This window comes from Gramella sp. AN32 (genome assembly GCF_023718305.1).
Taxonomy (GTDB): Bacteria; Bacteroidota; Bacteroidia; order Flavobacteriales; family Flavobacteriaceae; genus Christiangramia; species Christiangramia antarctica.
The window spans coordinates 21,922-43,563 of the sequence record NZ_QEYO01000021.1; the positions used below are offsets into that span (position 1 = coordinate 21,922).

General features: G+C 35.4%; 15 protein-coding genes. 13 read left to right on the top strand and 2 right to left on the bottom strand.

What is annotated here, in order from left to right; genetic code table 11:
* The first annotated feature begins 98 nt into the window (after positions 1-98).
* Positions 99-1,376: a site-specific integrase gene (locus tag DHD80_RS17365; RefSeq protein WP_251742732.1), complete on the top strand. Its 1,278-nt coding sequence runs from the start codon at positions 99-101 to the stop codon at positions 1,374-1,376.
* 367 nt (positions 1,377-1,743) lie between these two features.
* Here DHD80_RS17365 and DHD80_RS17370 read toward each other — a convergent pair whose 3' ends face one another.
* Both DHD80_RS17370 and DHD80_RS17375 read right to left on the bottom strand, forming a co-directional pair.
* Positions 1,744-2,487: a sugar phosphate isomerase/epimerase gene (locus DHD80_RS17370; protein WP_251742733.1), complete on the bottom strand. Its 744-nt coding sequence runs from the start codon at positions 2,485-2,487 to the stop codon at positions 1,744-1,746.
* A gap of 141 nt (positions 2,488-2,628) precedes the next feature.
* Positions 2,629-3,501: an AraC family transcriptional regulator gene (locus tag DHD80_RS17375; RefSeq protein ID WP_251742734.1), complete on the bottom strand. Its 873-nt coding sequence runs from the start codon at positions 3,499-3,501 to the stop codon at positions 2,629-2,631.
* A gap of 264 nt (positions 3,502-3,765) precedes the next feature.
* On the opposite strand from DHD80_RS17375, the gene DHD80_RS17380 reads away from it, so the two are divergent.
* From DHD80_RS17380 to DHD80_RS17435, 12 genes are all read left to right on the top strand, one after another.
* Positions 3,766-6,834 carry a TonB-dependent receptor gene (locus DHD80_RS17380; RefSeq protein WP_251742735.1) on the top strand — a complete coding sequence of 1,023 codons (3,069 nt, stop codon included), beginning with the start codon at positions 3,766-3,768 and terminating at the stop codon, positions 6,832-6,834.
* 11 nt (positions 6,835-6,845) lie between these two features.
* Positions 6,846-8,339, top strand: coding sequence for a RagB/SusD family nutrient uptake outer membrane protein (locus DHD80_RS17385; protein ID WP_251742736.1), 1,494 nt, complete (start codon positions 6,846-6,848; stop codon positions 8,337-8,339).
* A 16-nt stretch (positions 8,340-8,355) separates the two neighbouring features.
* Positions 8,356-9,297 (top strand): hypothetical protein, encoded by a 942-nt coding sequence (locus tag DHD80_RS17390; protein WP_251742737.1) that lies wholly within the window; start codon positions 8,356-8,358, stop codon positions 9,295-9,297.
* A 6-nt stretch (positions 9,298-9,303) separates the two neighbouring features.
* A complete protein-coding gene (locus tag DHD80_RS17395) occupies positions 9,304-10,782 on the top strand; it encodes a hypothetical protein (RefSeq protein ID WP_251742738.1) in 1,479 nt (492 codons plus the stop codon).
* A 6-nt stretch (positions 10,783-10,788) separates the two neighbouring features.
* Complete coding sequence (locus tag DHD80_RS17400; RefSeq protein WP_251742739.1) at positions 10,789-11,994, top strand: glycosyl hydrolase; 1,206 nt, start codon at positions 10,789-10,791, stop codon at positions 11,992-11,994.
* Position 11,995: 1 nt separating this feature from the next.
* Complete coding sequence (locus DHD80_RS17405) at positions 11,996-13,654, top strand: RICIN domain-containing protein (protein ID WP_251742740.1); 1,659 nt, start codon at positions 11,996-11,998, stop codon at positions 13,652-13,654.
* Positions 13,630-14,715 carry a glycosidase gene (locus DHD80_RS17410; protein WP_251742741.1) on the top strand — a complete coding sequence of 362 codons (1,086 nt, stop codon included), beginning with the start codon at positions 13,630-13,632 and terminating at the stop codon, positions 14,713-14,715. The genes DHD80_RS17405 and DHD80_RS17410 overlap by 25 nt, the downstream gene beginning before the upstream one ends.
* The gene (locus DHD80_RS17415; protein ID WP_251742742.1) at positions 14,708-16,282 is read left to right on the top strand and encodes a hypothetical protein; all 1,575 of its coding nucleotides are present in this window, start codon (positions 14,708-14,710) and stop codon (positions 16,280-16,282) included. The genes DHD80_RS17410 and DHD80_RS17415 overlap by 8 nt, the downstream gene beginning before the upstream one ends.
* A gap of 20 nt (positions 16,283-16,302) precedes the next feature.
* Positions 16,303-17,913: a sodium:solute symporter gene (locus DHD80_RS17420; protein WP_251742743.1), complete on the top strand. Its 1,611-nt coding sequence runs from the start codon at positions 16,303-16,305 to the stop codon at positions 17,911-17,913.
* A 152-nt stretch (positions 17,914-18,065) separates the two neighbouring features.
* Positions 18,066-19,373: a cellulase family glycosylhydrolase gene (locus DHD80_RS17425; RefSeq protein ID WP_251742744.1), complete on the top strand. Its 1,308-nt coding sequence runs from the start codon at positions 18,066-18,068 to the stop codon at positions 19,371-19,373.
* Positions 19,374-19,381: 8 nt separating this feature from the next.
* The gene (locus DHD80_RS17430; RefSeq protein ID WP_251742745.1) at positions 19,382-20,470 is read left to right on the top strand and encodes an ROK family protein; all 1,089 of its coding nucleotides are present in this window, start codon (positions 19,382-19,384) and stop codon (positions 20,468-20,470) included.
* 32 nt (positions 20,471-20,502) lie between these two features.
* Entirely contained in the window at positions 20,503-21,513 is a 1,011-nt protein-coding gene (locus DHD80_RS17435; RefSeq protein ID WP_251742746.1) for a LacI family DNA-binding transcriptional regulator, read from the top strand.
* Positions 21,514-21,642: the final 129 nt, after the last annotated feature.

Consider the following 21,642-nt stretch of genomic DNA (forward strand, 5'->3'; position numbering starts at 1 on the left):
AGAGCCCCGAATTTCGTCTAAACCCTTAAAAATCGGTACCTTACAGAGGTATAATTTTCATGATATTTGATAATATCGATGATAAATAGGTGCTTAAAATGTATGAAACTTATTCCGTAATTTTTTTTCCAAAAAATAGCAATGTGGATAAAATGGGAAATGCCCCTATTTATCTAAGAATTACAATTAATGGTAAGCGAAGCGAATTAAGTATAAAACGGAGAGTTAACTTAAAACAATGGAATACTAAAATGGGGTCCTACCGGGGAAAATCAGCCGAAGCTGGAAGTTTTAATAGGTATCTGAGCAGTATTCGTAATAGAGTGGATAGAATATATGATGATCTTACTAAGGAAAATGCTGAATTTACAGCAGAGACTATCAAAGATATATATTTGGGAAAGAATAAGGATCGAAAAATGCTACTGGAGATTTTCCAGGAACACAATGACCAGGTTGAAAGTTTAATAGGTAAGGATTTCGCATATGGCACCTTTGAAAGATATAGAACGGCTAAAAGACATGTAGAAGAATTTATTGCAAAAGAGTTTAGGTTAAAAGATATCCCTGTTAAAAATGTAGACCATGCTTTTATCACTGGCCTTGAATATTATTTAAAAACCAAAAGGACATGTAGTCACAATACCGCTGTGAAATACATTACTAATTTTAAAAAAATCATTAGGATAGCTTTAGCTCATAACTGGATCACTAGAGATCCATTTCTACATTGGAAAGCCAAATTGAAAATTGTCGATCGGGAATTTTTAACAGAAAGTGAGATTCAAAAACTAATAGAAAAACGATTTTCAAACCAGCGACTAGACCTTGTAAAGGATATATTTCTATTTTCCTGTTTTACGGGGCTGGCGTATGCGGATGTTAAGAAGCTATCAGCAAACAATGTAGTAATTGGAATTGACGGAAATAAATGGATAAAAGTCAATAGAACAAAAACGGATTCACGAACTAATATTCCACTATTGCCAACTGCGCTTGAGATTTTAAAAAAATACTCCTATCGTCCTGATGCTTCTGAAAAGTTGCTGCCCATTCTTACCAACCAAAAGATGAACGCGTATTTAAAAGAAATAGGTGATTTGTGTCAATTTCAAAAAAACCTGACTTTTCACCTGGCCAGGCATACATTTGCCACAACGATAACCTTGTCGAATGGAGTACCCATAGAATCTGTAAGCAAAATGTTAGGACACAAAAATTTAAAGACAACTCAACATTATGCAAAGATTTTAGATCAGAAAGTCAGCCAGGATATGTTAGCTCTTAGAAAGCGTATGAAAATTTATGATTTGCCAGATAATTGCGAGGATAAGGACAAGCATTATCTAAAGAATAAAATAACATCGAATAATTGATTAAAGGCTTAATGTTGCTCTAAGTGCTTTTCTATCTATAAAATTAGATATCTAAATGCAGCAGTTAATATTTTTTAGGTCTCGAGCTGTAATAATTTATGAATACGAGATGGTGGTGGTAGATGTTCAGGCTGGAATACTGTAATAGAAGAAACAACTGAAATTGAGGTATTTTATGAAAATTTAAATAAAAAATCTAAATGCATTTATGAAAACCTCAAAATTACCAGGACGGGAAAATACATATTCACACTTTAATACTAATTCATTAAAAATAAGTGCAACAGAACTGAAATCTACTTATATAAGCTTAAAAAAAGTCCAGCATATATTTCAGTGCACAAGTATTTGAATATTCAAACAACAACTAAAACTTCAAAGTTTTTGATATATAATTTTGACTTATTTTCAGACTTTCGTATGGTTCAATATTGAAGTGTTCTTGTTCCAGAATAAAAGTCTCCCCTCCCGATAATTTTTTATATTCCAAAAGGTTTTCAAAGTCAATTTTTCCGTAACCAATTTCAGTTGTTAAATTGTGATCGTTTTTATCCATGTCTTTAATATGCCAAAGTTTAAACCTTCCTGGAAATTTTCTAAATAATTCTTTGGGACAAATACCCATATTAATAACCCAATAAATATCAATCTCAAAACTGACCAAATCGGGCTCTGTGTTCTTCAACAAGAATTCATAGGGTGTTATGTTTAAATAATTTAGTTTTTCAAATTCAAAAGCATGATTGTGATAGGCTAATTTGAAATTTGATTTGTTACACAATTCTCCGGCTTTGTTCAGTATATCAGCGATGGCTCTATAATCTTGATGTGATTTTCGCAAGTTAATAGGTATGCTTGGAACAACAATGTACTTATGGTTCAGAATTTTAGATACTTCAATAATCTCATGTATTTCATCAATATCTCCATTTAACATTGATTCTAGCGCGTAATGACCACTTGAAGAAATTAGATTATATCTATTTATAATTTTCATTAATTCTTTTGGGTTAAGGTTCCAAAATTTTCCGTTGAGGTAACCGTATAGTTCGATTTCTTTAAATCCTAAGTGAAACAATTTTTTAAGGACCTCTTCAGGATTTTTTTTCATCAAATCCCTTAATGTATATAATTGCAGGCCGATCGGGTACATGTTGGACGAGTTTTCATTTTTAAGTAGTTTTTGACTAGATAGCATAGGGAAGAAATTGTTTAGAAACTTTTGCAGCGACGTAATTGGAAATAGAGGTTGTTAATGCTTAGTAATTAATTTTTGTTGAGCTCTAAATGAGCTGGGAGTAAATCCAATTTTTCTTTTAAAGGATCTATTAAAATTAGAAATATTACTAAAGCCACTATCAAAACAAATCTCATTAATCGATTTTTCAGTTTCTATTAATTCCCTAGCGGCATGTCCTAAACGAAGATCTATAACATAATCAGAAAAGGAGCTATTTGTACTTTTTTTAAAAAAATGGCTGAATGCTGATTCAGACATATTTATTAAAGATGCAACATCCTGAATGAGTATCTTCTGATGCAGATTTTTATGGATATATTCACTCACTTTTTGAATTCTTCTACTTTTGGAAACTTTATAATTATCTATGTAAGTGATAGAGGCTAAAGTTTGAGTGTTTCTGGCTATTGCAAGATCGTATAGAATAGATAGAAAATTTAAAAATGAATCGAAATCTTGAGAATGCGATAAGTTTACAATTTTAGATTTTAACTTTTCTATAGTTTCTTTTGAAAACGCAATTCCTCTTGGTGCCTTTTCCATTAATTCCTTTATAGGGAAAGCAAGCTTTTTATTCAAAGTGGATTGAGATAAAAAACTCGATTGAAACTGTATGGTGATTACATGAGCTTCTCTATCATCCATTCCTCCCACCCAATAATGTGGAGTATTGGGACCTATAATGACTAGGTCGCAATCATAATATTGTTCAATTGAATCACCTACTATTCTTTTCCCAGAGGTATTCAACACAAGATTAATTTCAAATTCTGGATGGTAATGCAATGGAAAATCAAATTTAGCATTATGATGATTTAATACTATAAAGAAATCATCTTCGGAAATTGGCACCAACTCCCTTAAAACTTTCTCTTTCTTATTCATAATAATACTATATTTAGTTATTTATTAATAAATGTAATAATTACAATAATTTGAATATATGCTATAAATATTGCGAAATAGTTATTATATAGCCGTAAAAATTGTAAGCTGAATGATTATTAATTATATAAATATATAATAATTCATTTAAGTATAGTTTAATATTCATTAAAGTATTAGAGTTTGACTTTATTTACAAAATTTTTCTTAATAACTTCTATTTAATTTGTTATATCGCAATAATTAATAGAATAATTGATGGAAATGAATATTACACTTAAGAATTCTGTGATTTTAATAATATTTTTAATCACAAGTATTTATGCTAAAGCACAAGTTGGAATTTCCGGGACCGTTACTGATGAAGATGGTATACCAATTCCAGGAGTTACGGTATTGGAAGAAGATACTTCTAATGGTACCGTAACCAATTTTGATGGCGAATTTAATCTAGAGGTGAATTCTCTTGATTCGCAAATTGTATTTTCAAGTATTGGGTTTGAATCGAAAACGATTTCGATTCCGGAAAATGGTATAATAAATATATCCCTTCAGAATGATTTGCAGCAACTTTCTGAAGTTGTAGTTGTGGGATATGGTAATGTTCAGCGTCAAGATTTAACTGGATCAGTAAGTACTTTAAAAACCGAGAAGATTGAAGATATTCCTGCTAATTCTATAGAACGCAACCTACAAGGAAGAATTGCAGGTTTGCAGGTCTCAACACCATCTCAGGATCCGGGAGCGGGCGCAACAGTACGAATTCGTGGTGGGAGTTCATTAAGAGGTTCTAATTCCCCGTTAATAGTTGTTGATGGTTTTCCTCTGGGTGATGCAGGTAATTTAAAACAAATAAACCCTGCGGATATTGAAAGTGTGGACGTTTTAAAAGATGCTTCTGCTTCAGCCATTTATGGCTCAAGGGGTGCTAATGGAGTAATAATCATCACTACAAATCGAGCGAAGGAAGGAAAAACTAATGTGAGAATTCAGCAACAATCTTCAGTGTCATATTTTAACTCAGAGGTTGACTTATGGAGAGATCCTGTTCTTTTAGCTCAAATTAATAATGAATCAAGAATTAATGGTGGGTTTCAGCCTCTGTATATAGGGGCTCAGAATGCAACAGGCGTTTATTACCCTTCAGTTTATGAACTGCAATCAGGTGAATGGCCCAATTTCACAAGTTGGGACGATATCGTCTTTAGAGATGCGCCGATTTCAAATAATACTACTATTAGTTTAAACAGTGGTACGGAAAAAACCAGCTTTAATTTAAGTGCCAACTATTTCACTGATATGGGAGTTTATAAAGATGACGACTATAGTAAGATAGGTTATAACCTTAGAGTGGATCATGACCTCTTTGAAGACTTTAAAATTAGATTTTCGAATGTTCTTAGCAAAGGTAACCGTGATGCAAACTCAGGGCTGGCATACTGGCGAAATCCTATATTTCCAGTCTATGATGAAAATGGAGACTACTTTCTTGTTGGTACCAATGATTATTCTCACCCTGTTGCTATTTCCGAAAATAGACTGGATGAAACGAAAACAACAGATGTCATTACTTCATTAGCTTTGGAATATGACATCTTCGATGCTCTTAAACTAACTTCCCGAATTAATTATAAATACGGCGAGTATATTAATGACCAGTTTTTTCCCAGTACATATACTGAGGCAGGAGATTTCAACAATGGAGCAGCATCTATTAATAATTGGCAGTCTCATAATTTTGTAACTGAAACTTTTGCCAATTATGATGAAACATTCGGTGATCATACGATTGGAGCAACGGGGGGATTTACTTACGAAAATTATTTGCAAAGAAATTCTTCTCTGGGAGCTTTTGATTTCGTAAATGAAACAATGCAAAATGAAAATATTGGAGCGGGTAATCCAGAATTGAATCGAGTCTCCAATGGTCATGTAGAAACAGAGCTTGTCTCTGGTATATTTAGACTAAATTATGGATTTCTAAACCGCTATTTAGCGACATTCACTGGTCGGGTGGATGGTTCTTCCAAATTCGGAAAGAATAATAAATGGGCGTTTTTTCCATCTGGTGCTCTTAGCTGGAAATTGCATGAAGAAGACTTCCTAAAAGATGTCGAAACCATAGACCAATTAAAATTAAGGCTTAGTTACGGTATATCAGGTAACCAGGGAATTAGTCCTTATCAAACCTTAAGCCGATATGGGGTAAGTCAATATTATGACAATGGAAGTTGGGTAACTGCTATAGGACCAGGATTTGAAGTGGGAAGAGCAGGTCAAGGTGGGATCGAGGTGTTGTGGGGAGGAATTCCTAACCCAGATCTCAAATGGGAAACTACCTCTCAATATGATATTGGTTTAGATATGGCATTATTTAATGAGAAGCTAAGCCTAACATTTGATTATTATAAAAAGCATACTCGGGATTTATTACGAGAGAGAATCCTTACTCCTTCATCAAGCTATGATCGTATTTGGATAAATAACGGAGAAATTACAAATGAAGGTTTTGAGCTGAGCGTCAATGCAAATATGATTGATAAAGAAGACTTTAGTTTTAGTTCAACTTTAATATTCTTTACAAACGAAAACGAAGTACTTGATCTTGGTGGTGTAGCTGAATCGGGCTTACTTATAGATCCTAACACCGGAATGCAATTTGAATATTCCGGGAACAGTCTTGCACAATTTCGTCAGTATCCGAATATTCTTGCTGTAGGGGAGCCTGTCAATGTCTTCTATGGTTATAAAACTGATGGAATTATTCAGACTTTACAAGAAGGTATTGATGCCGGTTTGGACGGGGATTTAGCTCAACCTGGTGAATTTAAATATGTTGATGTTAACAGTGACGGAATTATTAATTTAGATGATAGGACAATAATAGGGGATCCAAATCCGGATTTTAATTTAAGTCTTGGTTTTGACCTAAATTATAAAAACTTTGATTTTAGTATATTTTTTAATGGAAGTTTTGGTCAGGATGTGATTAATACGCAAAGGTTCAATCAACCAAGTAACCTTCCTTATCGCTGGACTTTAGACAATCCAACTAATGACTATCCAAGATTACGCGATGGTAGGCAAACATACTTTTCAGACTGGTGGGTAGAGGATGGTTCCTTTGTAAGGGTACAGAATCTTACTTTGGGATATACGCTTCCTTTCGATGATTCAATAATTTACAATGCTAGGATATATATAAATGGGAATAATCTATATACATTCTCCGATTTTGAAGGATATGACCCCGAAGTAGGTACCGATGGTATCTATTGGGGCGGGTATCCTAGACTTCGTCAGTTGACATTCGGATTAGATCTAACCTTTTAAAAAAAATTATTATGAAATACTTATATAAATTAGGACTACTTTTTACTTTTTTGGGAATTCTATCCTGCGATCTAGAAGAAGATCCATATGGATTTTATTCAGAAGAAAATTTTTATCAAACCGAAGCTGATGCCACTGCGGCTATTAATTACGCCTATGATGCATTGACCTATCTGGAATATTCAAGAGCAATTTATTTTCTAGGCGATTTACCCACGGATGAAATTTTTCCAAAGAATGATGAGGGAATAGATGTACAAAATTTAAACAATTGGCAGGTTTCGACTTTTCAGAATAATAATATCCTTAATAATTTTTTTAAGTATGCCTATATAGCAATAAACAGGTCAAATGCTGTTCTCGAAAATGTGCCTGAAGCTAATTATGATGAACAATTTCAGAATCAAATTGTTGGTGAAGCATATTTTTTACGAGCTTGGAACTATTTCAACCTCGTCAGAGCATTTGGTAACGTTCCTATTCATAAGAATGTAGTTCAAACTCTCAATCAAACTTCAGCACCACTTTCGGAAAATCTGGATGAGATATATGACTTAATAATCTCAGATTGCGAAAAGTCTATTGAACTTTTAGGAATAAATCAAAGGCTTGGAAGAGCTGATAAAGTTGCAGCTCAAGCTTTATTGGCAAAGGTTTATCTGCAAATTGCTTCTGCCAAGGAAAACGGAGTTTCCCAATATATGGAAATGAATAGAGAGGTAAATTCCATGTATAGTATGGCAGAGCAAACAGCTGCTCAAGTTTTAGAAGGACATTCTGTATACGGTTTCGAAGATAATTTATTGGATATTTATGATGTTGAAATGCCTTTAGGAAGCGAAAATATTTTTCTTCTTTCAATGGATAGAAGTGGAACTATTGAAGGAGATTACTCTAAGATTTCCAAATTATTTATTCCCTATATAGATGGAGCAACCATTTATTTACCAAATCCTAATGGGACCTATACACCCTCTCATGATGGTTGGAGCGTATTTAATACTCAAACCGAATTTTATAATAGCTACGATAATAGCGACAAGAGAAAAACAGAATTAATTGTGGATAGTGTTTATAATGCTCAAGCTGAACTTTCGGCAACTTATCCTGGAGCAATCGTCTACCCATTTTCCCGAAAGTATATTGATCCAAATTTCATAGGGGATAAAACAAGTACAAAACCATTTTTGTTAAGGTATTCGGATGTTGCACTTATCTATGCTGAAGCGGCAGGACCGACATCACAGGCTTATGATTATGTGAATTATATAAGAAATAGAGCGGGGCTTAATGATTTAGAATCTGGATTGAGTATAGATGATTTTAGGGAAGCAGTGTTACGTGAAAGGAAATGGGAGCTTGCCTGGGAAGGCAATAGGCTTTACGATTTGAGAAGGTTTAATATAGTTACGGAGACTGTATCGGAAGCATCAGGATTATCTAAAGATGAGGCCAATTTTTATCCTCTTCCCCAAAGGGAAATTGATTTGAACCCTAGTTTATAATTAAAATAAAAAAACAATGAAAAAATTAAAATTTCTGATACTGATATTAATCGGAATCATCTCATATAGCTGTCAGGATGATCCTTGGGAGGATATAGAATCTGGTGACTGGAATAACGAAAGAAGTATTATTTCAATTAAGTTTCAGAACCAGGTAGGACAACCAGTTATTGAGAGAATTAATGAAGAAACTGGACAAATTGAACTTTCTATTAATGGAGATGCTGTTGAGGATTTAAGTTCTATAAATTTAACAGAACTTGTATTATCATATGGAGCGACCTCAAATATTAAAGAAGGTGAAAGTCTTAATTTTGAAAATTCGGACAATACGGCAGTCCTAACAGTTACATCGCAAAATGGAAAAAAGCGGGATTATACCATTAAGGTTAATTCATTCAGTGAAACCATTTTAGGTAGATATGAAATCGATAAACTGGTATTGTATGGAGGGACAGGACCCGAATATGGAGGAGGAGCTGTGTTGGATTTAACATCTAAACCATGGATATGGCCTGAAACACAAGGGCCTCAGGCTGAACTTGATAATTATCTTGTTTTTGAATTAGGAGGAATTACGGCGGAAGGAAATACATATGGTACGGTAACTAATTATGCCGGACCAGATGAAACATACGCTGATTTCCAGTTCGTTCTCGATCCTGTAACAGATGTAAACAATTTTTATAGAAAAATACCGAAAGGTGAAGCAGAGTGGATGAGAGACTATAATACAGGTACTATTACTTTTACCTTCACCGATGGTCGTACTACCACAGGAACTATAGAATCAGCGGGTACAGTAGATCTCGGTAACGGATTGAGTAAAACTATAGAGAATATGGCTTTTGTTTTCAATTTAAACGGAACTGACGACTGGGACAATATTTATTCTGATTTTGATAAGTTCGTCAAGCGTCCAAGAAGATATTGGATTGAAGTCACGAAAACAGAATAATTAGTAATGAAATATTCCTGGTTGTCTTATATAACATTCAGTTTAAGTTTGATTTTAGCCTCCATTAGTAGCAGTTGTATGGCACAAGCTGATGCAACTGTTACTGTTGAAGGAAATATTATTACACTTGAAAATTATTTAGGGAATGGCGTTCAATGGGATCCGTATCAAGTGGATTATGGTGAGGTAGAGCTAGAAATTTCCAAAACCGATTGGGATAAATTATATAGTCGCCTTGACTTTATGAAACCTCAGGTTGTTAGAGTAATGGTAAATACTACTTCATCCATCACTAATGATACATTAAATCCTTATAAGAAATTCAAGGATTTAAAACCGATACTGGATTATTGTCAGTCTCGCTCGGTAACTGTAACCTTTGGTGATTGGGGTGGGGGAATGGTGGATAGTGAGGCCAATACCATCAATGAGAAAAATTTGAAACATGCTGCTAAATATCTGGAGTTTTTAGTTAATACTAAGAATTATAACTGTATTAAATATTACAATCTAATAAATGAGCCGAACGGTTTTTGGTCTTCTACTGATGGTAATTACAATTTGTGGAAGAATGCAACGCAGTTTTTTTATAATGAATTGGAAGACCTGGATTTAGCTCATAAAGTAAAAATTATGGCTCCTGATATAGCAATTTGGAAAACGGATAAAATTGATTGGGTGACTAAAAGTGCTGATGATCTTGAGGATGCTGTAGGTTTATATGATATTCACACATATCCGTCAAAAGCTACTGTGAATTCTGGAAGATACGAGAATATTATACGCTCATATAGAGAAGCAGCACCCAGGGATGTTCCGATGATCATGGGTGAAATCGGATTTAAATTCGTCGAACCAGAAGATTCTATTTACCAAAAAGAAAATATTCGCCGGGCTAAGGCAAAACCTTATGCATCTATAGAAGATTCTCAAATGTTTGTGTATGATTATAGTTATGGAATTGATATGGCTGATGCGCTTTTTCAAACAGTTAATGCTGGTTATGCAGGGTGTGTAGTATGGATGTTGGATGATGCTATGCATTCAAAAGAATCTCCTGATAAACTTAAGGTTTGGGGATTCTGGAATATTCTCGGTGAAGAGTATTTTGGCGATTCGGAAGAAGAAGTAAGACCCTGGTATTATGCATGGTCTTTACTCAGTAAATATATGCCGCAAGGGAGTAAGATCCTAAAAGTAGAAACGGCTGGTGACCCAGCAATTAAGGCTATAGCTTTAAAATATAAAGGTGCTTACACAATTGCAATAATTAATATCTCTGGTGAAAATAAAAAATTAGACCTAATGCCTTTGAATTATGAAGGAAAGAGCCTTTTTAAAAAATTTGTTTATGCAAACGGTCATCTAAATAAAGTAGGGGGTCATAGTTTGAAACCCAATGATGAGATAAACCTAGTGTTTTCTTCAGAAAACCAATTAGACGTTTCTGCTGAATCGTTGACAGTTTTAACTACCATTAAATAATATTCTATGAAAATGAAAACGAGAATGAATTGGCTGATTTTATTACTATTTACTATTATTAGTTGTTCTGAAGAATCTCCCGAAGTAAATGAAACTGATGGTGAGACAGGAGAAGAAATCGAAGATACTACTTTAAGCCTGGTCGATTCAAAAGCTACTGAAGATACAAAAGCATTGTACGCCAATTTATGGGAGGTTCAACAAAGCGGTACTATGTTTGGTCATCACGATGATTTAATATATGGACGTAACTGGTATACCGAAAATGGGCGGTCTGATATAAAAGATGTGGTCGGTGATTATCCAGCTGTCTTTAGTGTAGATGTTGCAGAAATCATGGACGACAGAAGCAATGGGTCAGACTTAAATGATGACAGAATTCGAACAATTAAAGAAGCACGTTCAAGGGGAGAGGTAATCATTGCAAATATGCATCTAAATAATCCTTTAACCGGGGGAGACTCTTGGGATAACTCCAGTAATATAGTCGCTAAGGAAATTTTGACTGATGGGAGCACTACCCAGGTTAAATATGTAGGTTGGCTCGATAAGTTAGCAGAGTTTGCTAATAATCTTAAAGATAGTAATGGAGAATTAATTCCAATAATATTCAGACCATTTCATGAACATACCCAAACGTGGTCATGGTGGGGTAGAAGTGCCACAACGCAAACTGAATTCGTACAGCTTTGGAAGTTTACCATTGATTACTTAAAAGATTCTAAGGATGTACATAATTTTATTTATGCTATATCTCCTCAATTAGATCAGGCTGGTTCTAAGGATAGCTTTCTGTTTCGTTGGCCTGGAGATGACTATGTTGATTTTATAGGTATGGACAGCTATCATGGTACCAATACATCAGCCTTTAGCACCAACCTACGGAATTTGACATTATTATCACAGGAAAAAATGATGCCTTGTGGTGTTACTGAAACAGGTGTTGAAGGAATTCGCTACGCAGATGGAACTCCTATCGATGATTACTGGACAAACGAAATTGGAATACCGCTAGCTGGAAAGGAAATATCGATGATTGTTCTATGGCGAAATAAATATGATCCCGACCAAAATGGACATCATTACTTTGCTCCGTTTGAAGGAGAAGCTACGACAGAAAACTTCGTTGATTTTTATGAGATGTCTCATATACTATTCAGTAACGACTTACCGAATATGTACGGAATGCCTAATAATATAAAAGTAGAATAAGATGATTTTCGCAAAAGTACTATTTAATCGAATAAAACTAACTATATCGGCACTGATACTGCTTTTATCACTCGGTTGTTATCAAGATGAAGTATTGGAGGAGCAGGAGGAGAACGTTCAGCCGCGCAACATAACCATTAGTCCTCAGCAGGTTCGTATTGGAGGCTCCAAGTTCTATGTCAATGGACAGGAAATATTTTTCAACGGAGTGAATACCGCATGGCAGCCTCAAAGCGATTATAGTTTGGATTTCCTTGGTAGAAATTTTGATTATAGCTGGTGGGAAGCAGAGTTTGAACGCTATCGACAGAATCATATTAATCTGGCCAGAGTGTGGATACACGGAGCGGGAAACTACAGCCCATCGCTAAATGGAGACGGTTTGGTTACTGGAGCGAGTTCTCAATTCTGGACCGATATGGATCAACTAGTTGAAATTGCCAAAAGTAAGGGGGTCTATCTCATGCCAACCTTCTGGTCTTTTGATATGGTCAAAGATTCCAATAGTTCCAACTATAATCAGTACCGGCAAATCATCAATGATCAAAACAAAACACAATGGTATACCGAATATTTTCTTGAACCATTTTTAGCCAGATATGAAAATGAGGCGATCATAATGGGATATGATATTTGCAATGAACCGGAACATATGTGGAGAGATGCCAATTGCGGGAACTTGCCTAAAGACAATGTTGTTCGTTTTGTTGCAATGATGGCCGCATCGATTAATGAGCACAGTCAGAAACCGGTTACAGTCGGATCGATGTGGATCATTTTTAATAGTAACCGTTATGCGGGATGGAATCAGTATGCGGGTAATAATTACAGTGATGCATCGCTTCAGGCACAATTTGCCAATAGCAATGCCTATCTGGATTTTTGGTCACCTCACTGGTATCAATGGCAGTCATCTGATGGCCCTTTTGATACCTCTATAGGATACTGGCTGGACAATGGGAACAAACCTGCCCTCATAGGAGAGACTCCTGGATATGATATTGATGCGAATACGATGAATAATGCCAACAACTGGAATATTACCTTAACCAATTATTACAAGCAATCCTATTGGAATGGATACGCAGGTGTTTGTGCCTGGAAAAACCCACATGAAAATGATGGCTATGGATACTTCAATGAGATTGCTACCGCCACCAGTAACTTTTATGATGATTTTCCAACCTTGGTGGATCCCAGTGCTAATAGTGGTCTGGTCTCCGGTGAAATATACCAGATAAAATCCGTTGGTACTGGGAAGGTTTTGGATGTGGAAGGAGGGGTGACTGCGACTTCCAATGGAACCAACGTACAACAGTGGGAATACCTATCGCAAAGCAATCAGCAATGGCAGATTACGGCCGTTGGAAATGGGTTTTACAGCATCATCGCGCAAAATAGTTATAAAGCTCTAGACGTCCTAGGATTTGATATAACCAATGGCGCAAATGTCGGGCAGTGGGATTATGAAGGTAAAACAAACCAACAATGGCAAATAAACCAACTTCCTAACGGATCCTACCAGCTAATTAACAGAAATAGCGGGAAAGCATTAGATGTAGCCAACGGGGTGAACGTTAATGATAATGGATTGAACATTCAGCAATGGGAAGTCAATGAGAAGAATAATCAACAATGGCAATTAATTCCAGTAAACTAGTAAATAGAATGAATGAACGGAAAAATCCTGCTTTAAAGAAAATTTCAATTACCCTTAAAAAGTATGAAGGTAATCCAGTATTAAGCCCAACCCCAGACAACGACTGGGAATCACTGGTAACCTGTAATCCGGGTGTTTGGTATGAAGATGGGAAATTTTACATGCTGTATCGGGCGGCAGGAAACGATCAGGAACATGTGATTCGTTTCGGATTGGCAACCAGTGATAACGGAATGGATTTTAAAAGAGTTTCTGATAAACCAGTTTTAGAACCTAGTTTAGATGGTCCGGATATGGGTGCTATAGAAGATCCGAGAATTGTAAAATTTGGGGAGGAGTATTATATCACATATGCTTATCGGCCTTATCCCCCCGGTCAATACTGGAATTTTGGTCATGATGAAATAAGGCTACCTGAAGTAGGTAAAGATGCGCCTTTGGTATTGAAAAAAAATATTGCAAATTCAGGATTAGTATTAACAAAAGACTTTCATACGTATCGTAGACTGGGGCGAATTACCAGTCCTCAACTTGATGATCGGGATGTGATATTATTCCCGGAAAAAATCAATGGTAAATATGCAATGCTTCACCGTCCCAAGGAATGGGTAGGCACAGAGTATGGGTGTCAACATCCGTCTATATGGATTAAATTTTCAAATGACCTTATGGTATGGGATGAGCCAAGTAAGTTATTGTTGAGCGGTATAAAAGGTACATGGGAAGAAAAAATAGGAGGAAGCACTCCCCCTTTGAAAACAAAAGATGGATGGTTAATTATCTACCATGGTGTGGAAAATGGCGGTCAAGGTTTTTATAGAGTAGGTGCAGTATTGCTCGATCTAGAAGATCCAACAATCGTGACACATAGACTTCCTTACTTTATTATGGAACCAGAGTATGATTATGAGCTCGAAGGATATTATAAAGGATGTGTGTTTCCTACTGGTAACATGATTCTTGAAAATACTTTGTACGTTTATTACGGTGCAGCTGATAAATATGTCGGACTAGCCACCTGTAATTTAGAAGAACTCTTAAATGCTTTGAAGAATGCTTAAAAAAATTACTACTTCTTCTTACCTGATGGGCTTATTCGCATTATTAATGATTGGGTGCGATAAAAAATCATCTAATTCAACTTCGGAGCAAATAAGTTTGCTTCCGGATAATGTAATATCATCATCTTCAGATTTTATTGGAGGAGGCGTCGAATGGTCAGCTTATCCTCACGCGGATGCTGAGGATGCTGAATGGGGTCTTTTAATGACAGAGGAAAAATGGAATACAGTTTTTGAACGGTTGGATTTTATGCAACCTAAAATTGTTAGAGTGCTTGACCAGGCTAACTGGAGATATTTGGAAGGTATGGATAAAGAAGGGAATCCTGTTTTAGACTTTGAAAATGAGGAAATGCAAGCCCTCTACAAATTACTTGATTATTGTGAAAAGAATAATATTCAGGTAATTTTAGGAGAATGGGGACAACCTTATAAAGTACATGACACTAACCTGAATATGCAGAATGTCTTTACCGGAGCAACAGACCCTAAATGGATTTCCATCATCGCTGATCACCTTCAATACCTCATTAAGGAAAAAGGGTATCAATGTATCCAATATTATAATTTGGTCAATGAACCCAACGGATACTGGTCTTCTATTGATGGAAATTGGGAAGAATGGAAAGAGGCCGTTAAAATGTTAGATAGCGCTGTTGCTTCAAGAGATTTAGACAAGTTAAAACTAATGGGTCCTGATAGCACCCCTTATAATAACGAAAAATCAATTTATAAGGGAGTTGAATGGGCAAAACAGGCAGTTTTGCAATTAAATAATGTATTAGGAGCTTATGATGTCCATGACTATCCTACACAAGAAAAAGTTCGGTCAGGCGAATTTCAGGAGATGTATTCAGAAATGATCGCTCTCGCCGACAGCGTTTCACATAAGCCGTTTGTGCTTGGGGAAGTGGGTTTTGAAAAATATATAGAACCAAATATTTCACGATATAATGCAGATCCCTATGCGAGTCCCGATAGTCAAATGCGGGTTTATGATTACGATTATGGGGTGGATATGGCTGATATAATGGCTCAGGCACTTAATGCAGGGTTTGATGGTGTGATTGCCTGGGGTTTAGATGATGCTATGCATACCAACGGTGATACGGGAGATAAAACTCAACTAAAGCGTTGGGGTATGTGGAATATTTTAGGGGAAGAATTAACCGGGGATAAAAAAGATGAGGACATTCGCCCCTGGTTTTATACTTGGGCTTTGATGACTAAATATTTTAAAGGAGAAATGGACATCGTAGAAACCAGCGGGAAACTACCGGAAATGGTAAGATTCGTCGTTGGTAAATCTTCTGAAGGCGATATCACTTTTTCAGTAATAAACAATTCAGAAGAGGATATAGAATTGGGTGTAGATGCTAATTCCTTTAATGCAAACGGTAAAAGATTTAATAAGTATCTATACTCTGAGAGTATACGTCCAGTAGATTCCATGGGCTTCCCTATACCTGAAAAGGAAAATATAACGCTTAAAGAGGGATTCGAACTAAAATTACCGTCGAAAAGCGTTGTTTTGTTTACCACCTATAATTCTCAAGTAAAATCATGAGTCTAAGTATAATAGATTTTTTGGTCTTACTTGCCTATATAGTATTCATTATTTGGTGGGCATTAAAACATGGTAAAACAGAGAATTCAGATGATTATTTTCTTGCAGGACGAAACCTGACCTGGCCAATGGTAGGTCTCTCTCTTTTTGCGGCAAGTGTTTCTAGTTCAACTTTGATGGGACACTCTGGAGAAGGCTTTATCAGTGGTATAGCAGTTTTTAATTACAATTGGATATCTGTACTTGTCCTCGCTTTTTTCGCTACTTTTTTTCTCCCTTTTTATATTAGATCAGGCATTTTTACTATGCCGGAATTTCTAGAAAGAAGATTCGATGGAAGATCAAGGACTTATTTTTCTTTCATTACAATTATTGGGAATGTATTTCTAGATGCTGCCGCTACTTTATATACCGGGGCATTAATTATTAAAATGATCTTTCCTGAAGCTGAAATTGTATGGATAATTATTGGTATGGCTGCAGTAGCAGGAAGTTACACAATTATAGGTGGTCTTTCTTCTGCCATCAATGCTGATATGATACAGGCTGGTATCTTAATAATTGGTTCGGGATTGTTATTCTTTTTTGCACTTAACAATATTGGAGGATGGGACACTTTTGTGGAAAGGTTCAATGACGGCTTCTGGCTTAAGCTGACGCGCCCCTTTGATGATCCCACTGTTCCATGGCTAGGCATGTGGGTAGGGATTCCCATTCTAGGATTTTACTTTTGGGCAAATAACCAGGTTATGGTTCAAAGAGTACTCTCTGCCAAATCTGTAGACCATGGAAGGAAAGGTGTTTTATTAGTTGGATTTTTGTACTTATTAACCATTTTTATATTTATAATTCCAGGCTTGATAGCTAGAGGTATCAACCTTTTTGGAGTTGAAAATCTTCCTCATGAAATAATCAGTGGAAGTGTCCTAAAACAGGAATATGGAATTAATACAGACCAGGTATATCCCCGCCTAATTCTTGAACTCCTACCAGTTGGTCTTATTGGGATTATTCTTTCTGCTATGATATCAGCACTGACCTCCACCCTAAGTGCTACATTGAGTTCGGTCTCTACCCTCTTTACAATGGATTTTTATAGTAAGATCGATAAAAGTGCAAGTGGAAAGAAAAAAGTTCGAGTGGGTCAGATAACAGCAATAATTACGTTAGTAATTGCGGTAATTTGGGCGCCATATATCAGGGAGTTTGATTCTCTTATCGCTTATTATCAGGAGATAGTGTCATATTTGGCTCCCCCCATTGTTGGAACCTTTTTTTTAGGTTTATTCTGGAAAAGGGCCAATGGGACAGGTGCAATCATCGGCTTATTTTCAGGTCTTTTTGTGGCTGCCACAATAATGATTATGAAATATGTTTTAAATATTGAATTGGGACTTCACTTTTTGCTTCTGGCCCCAATTCTACTCATTATAAGTTTGACTATAACGGTAATAGTTAGCTTTTTTACTCAGCCACCTTCTGAAGAAAAGGTTAGGGACAATACCTGGACTGTGCAGATATGGAGGGAGGAAACCAAGGAAATGAGAGGAGTGCTTTGGTATAAAAATTATAGGATTCAAGTAGTTGTTCTAATCTTGGCTTGTTTTGGAATGTATGCTGCTTTCTTCTAAAAATCACTTTAATGAAGGTTATTATAGAGAAACCTAAAAATATACTGATAGAAAATGCCATTTGAGAGTAAATATAAAAGTGGGATTTGAAGCATTACAACATTAATTACAACTGCATGATCACTATTTCTATTCATGCATGAAACCGAAATATGAATAAAGACTATATAATTCTATTTACATGCTTCATAATGTTTTTAACAATAAATGCTCAAGATTTTGTTGAGGTTCAAAATGGCCAGTTCATAAGGAGCGGAAAAACTTATCATTACCTAGGAACAAATTTTTGGTATGGTATGAACTTAGGTGGTAATAATAAGGATCGGCTGATTCGAGAATTAAATCAATTAGAAAAACTTGGCGTCAAAAATTTGAGAATTATGGCGTCTTCAGAGGGAGAGGCAGATGCTTCCTGGCGAATGCAACCTACCTTACAACCTGAGCCAGGAAAGTATGATGAGAAATTGTTAGTTGGTTTGGATTTTCTACTTGATGAAATGAAAAAAAGAGATATGCTTGCAGTAGTGTGTCTTAATAATTTCTGGCCTTGGTCTGGCGGGTTTTCTCAATATGTTTCTTGGGCAAATGGAGATGAAGATATTCCTTTTCCTCCTCCTGCAGAGGGAGGAGATTGGCGCACTTACCAGGAATACTCAGCAAGATTTTATCAAAATGAAAAAGCACAAAAATGGTTTAGAGATTTAATTCGCACAATTATTAATAGAAAGAATTCAGTAAATAATTTAGAATACAGGCTTGACCCAACTATTATGGCCTGGCAATTAGCCAATGAACCGGAAGGAATAGATAAACCGGAATTATATAGAAAGTGGATCTTTGAAACGGCAGATTTTATAAAAGAATTAGATACAAATCATTTAGTATCTATAGGAAGTGAAGGAAACACACCTTCACCAAACAATGGGACAGACTTTTTTAAGGACCACAATAACTCATCTATTGATTATTGTACGTTTCATTTATGGGTTCAAAACTGGGGCTGGTATGATCCAAAAAAACCAGAAGAAACATACAGTAACGCAATACTTAAAGCTTCACAATATATAAATGAACATCTGAAGGTCGCCCAAGACTTAAATAAACCGATAGTGCTCGAGGAATTCGGAATATCAAGGGATGATAATAATTACGAAGTAGCTTCAGGTGTAACATATAGAGATAAGTATTTCAGATTTATTTTTCAATCAACTTTAAATTATGCTCGAAACTTGAATCAAATGTCTGGCGTAAATTTTTGGGCATGGGGAGGAGAAGGAAGACCCAGTGAGCCTAAGGCAATATGGAAAACTGGAGATGATTTTATTGGAGATCCTCCACATGAATATCAAGGATGGTATTCAATATATGATAAAGATATTTCTACTCTTATCATACTTCAGAATTTTGCTGAAGAATTTTCGTCCCTTAATGCGAAAATAGGAGATAGTTTAAAAAATTAGTGATTTATATGGAAAATCCAATTGTTTTAACTTTAGACGCTGGAGGGACAAATATGTCTTTTATGGCAATGCAAAATAAGAATTTTTTATGTCCCCCTGTACTTAAAGAAACAGTTTCCGATAACCTGGATAGGTGCTTAGATTTGATAGTTGAAGGATTTCAAGATTTAATTGATATGCTTGAAGGTCCTCCTGCCGCTATTAGCTTTGCTTTCCCAGGTCCAGCCGATTATTCTAGGGGGATTATTGGAGATCTTTTTAATATACCATGCTTTAAGGGAGGAGTAGCTCTTGGGCCATTTTTAGAAAATGAATTTAAGTTACCTGTATTTATTAATAACGACGGTGATCTTTTCACTTACGGTGAATTTATGGCGGGGTTTCTTTCAGATTTAAATGATGAAATTGAAAAAAATAATAGCAGAAGTAATTATAAAAGTCTATTCGGAATAACGTTAGGGACAGGTTTTGGTGGAGGTTTAGTTATAAATGGTGAATTAATAACCGGCGAAAATTCAGCATCTAGTGAAATATGGTTAATGAGACATTTCCAAAACAATAAGTTATACGTTGAGGAAGGCGTTAGTATAAGGTCGATTCAAAATGACTATTGTAGATATAGTGGGAACCAATCCGTTTTGTCACCCCAAGAAATTTATAATATTGCTATTGGTTCAAAGACTGGACATCAAAAAGCAGCTTACAAAGCATTTGAAAACATAGGAATTAACATTGGCGAAGCGTTAGCAAATGTGATCACTTTATTAGATTGTCCAATAGTTATTGGTGGGGGTATTTCAGGAGCTGCTGATATTATTATTCCATCAATAATTAAACATTTAAGCGGAAAAATTCAATCGTTTCAAGGCGAAAAAATTCCGCGTATAATCCCTTCAATATATAATTATGATCAAGCTTCGGATCGGTGTAAATTTTTGGAAAAATCTTTTCAACGGGTCAAAATTCCTCGTTTAGAAACAGAAGTGATTTATGAAAACCATAAAAAAATACCTATTGGCGTTAGTAGGTTGGGAACAAATAAAGCAACAGCAATTGGAGCCTATTACTATGCATTAAAGGCATTAAAAAAGTCGTAATAAATTTATTGTAATACTAAAGAGAAGTCAAAATGTCTGGAAAAGTGACAATGAAAGAATTGTCAAAATCACTTAATTTATCTGTTAGTACTATTTCAAAGGCTCTAAATAATAGCCCGGAAATTAGCGAGGCAACGGTAAATAAAGTCAAAGAATTCGCTGCCCTAAATAACTATATCCCCAATATGGCAGCAAGAAATTTGAAGGTTGGTCAATGCAAAACTATTGGAGTAGTTCTTCCTACTATCTCAACTCCATTTTTTTCGAGTGTCTTGGAAGGAATTGAATCTTTAGCTGTAAGTAATGGTTATAGAATAATATTGTGCTTATCAAATGAATTGTTGGAAAAAGAAAAAGCCAGTATTCAGAAACTTTTAGAAACTCAAATAGACGGACTTATAATCTCACCTTCCAGGGAAACAAAAAAATCAAATGACGTCGGGCATTTATCAAAATTAAAGGCTTTTAAAATTCCAGTGGTAACTTTTGATAGAAGAGTCGGGGATATTGACTGCGATACTATTACAACAGATGAAGAGTTGAAGGCTGAACTGGCAATTTTCAATTTAGAAAGGGCGGGTTGTAATAAAATAATTTTTCTGGCTGATACATTAGACTTGGCTATTTATGATTCAAGGAAAATAGGCTATGAAAATGCCATGCTTTCATTAGGACTACATCCAATGATTATAGAATATCAGAATAGATTTCCAAATAAACATTTAAAAAGACTTCTCGAGTCAAAATCAATTGACGGTATACTTGCTTGTACTGAACAATCAGCAATTGAGGTAATGAGCTTCATATTGAAAAACGGTTTCTCCATACCCCACGATGTTTCGGTGATAGGTTTTAATAATAGTTCTCTTGGTAAAACGTTTTGGCCTTCTTTGAGTTCTATAGACCTTAAACCCAAGGAACAGGGAAACTTAGCTATTGAAACTTTAATGGATAGAATAAATGGTTTGCTTCCGGTAGGGAACATTAACTATCAGTTACATTCCGAAATTATACAAAGGCAATCCACAAGAACATTCTTTTGAGAAGATGAATGTAAAAATTTCGCAAATATTCAAAGATGATTCTCATTTGTAAAATTTTGATTATTTCAGCTCAATAACACGAAAATTACTCCATAAAATATTAGCTATAACAATCCTGGACTCTAAATA

Coding starts and splice junctions, on each gene's coding strand:
- DHD80_RS17365 (WP_251742732.1), top strand. CDS start 99: ATGTATGAAACTTATTCCGTAATTTTTTTTCCAAAAAATAGCAATGTG.
- DHD80_RS17370 (WP_251742733.1), bottom strand. CDS start 2,487: ATGAAAAAAAATCCTGAAGAGGTCCTTAAAAAATTGTTTCACTTAGGA.
- DHD80_RS17375 (WP_251742734.1), bottom strand. CDS start 3,501: ATGAATAAGAAAGAGAAAGTTTTAAGGGAGTTGGTGCCAATTTCCGAA.
- DHD80_RS17380 (WP_251742735.1), top strand. CDS start 3,766: ATGAATATTACACTTAAGAATTCTGTGATTTTAATAATATTTTTAATC.
- DHD80_RS17385 (WP_251742736.1), top strand. CDS start 6,846: ATGAAATACTTATATAAATTAGGACTACTTTTTACTTTTTTGGGAATT.
- DHD80_RS17390 (WP_251742737.1), top strand. CDS start 8,356: ATGAAAAAATTAAAATTTCTGATACTGATATTAATCGGAATCATCTCA.
- DHD80_RS17395 (WP_251742738.1), top strand. CDS start 9,304: ATGAAATATTCCTGGTTGTCTTATATAACATTCAGTTTAAGTTTGATT.
- DHD80_RS17400 (WP_251742739.1), top strand. CDS start 10,789: ATGAAAATGAAAACGAGAATGAATTGGCTGATTTTATTACTATTTACT.
- DHD80_RS17405 (WP_251742740.1), top strand. CDS start 11,996: ATGATTTTCGCAAAAGTACTATTTAATCGAATAAAACTAACTATATCG.
- DHD80_RS17410 (WP_251742741.1), top strand. CDS start 13,630: ATGGCAATTAATTCCAGTAAACTAGTAAATAGAATGAATGAACGGAAA.
- DHD80_RS17415 (WP_251742742.1), top strand. CDS start 14,708: ATGCTTAAAAAAATTACTACTTCTTCTTACCTGATGGGCTTATTCGCA.
- DHD80_RS17425 (WP_251742744.1), top strand. CDS start 18,066: ATGAATAAAGACTATATAATTCTATTTACATGCTTCATAATGTTTTTA.
- DHD80_RS17430 (WP_251742745.1), top strand. CDS start 19,382: ATGGAAAATCCAATTGTTTTAACTTTAGACGCTGGAGGGACAAATATG.
- DHD80_RS17435 (WP_251742746.1), top strand. CDS start 20,503: ATGTCTGGAAAAGTGACAATGAAAGAATTGTCAAAATCACTTAATTTA.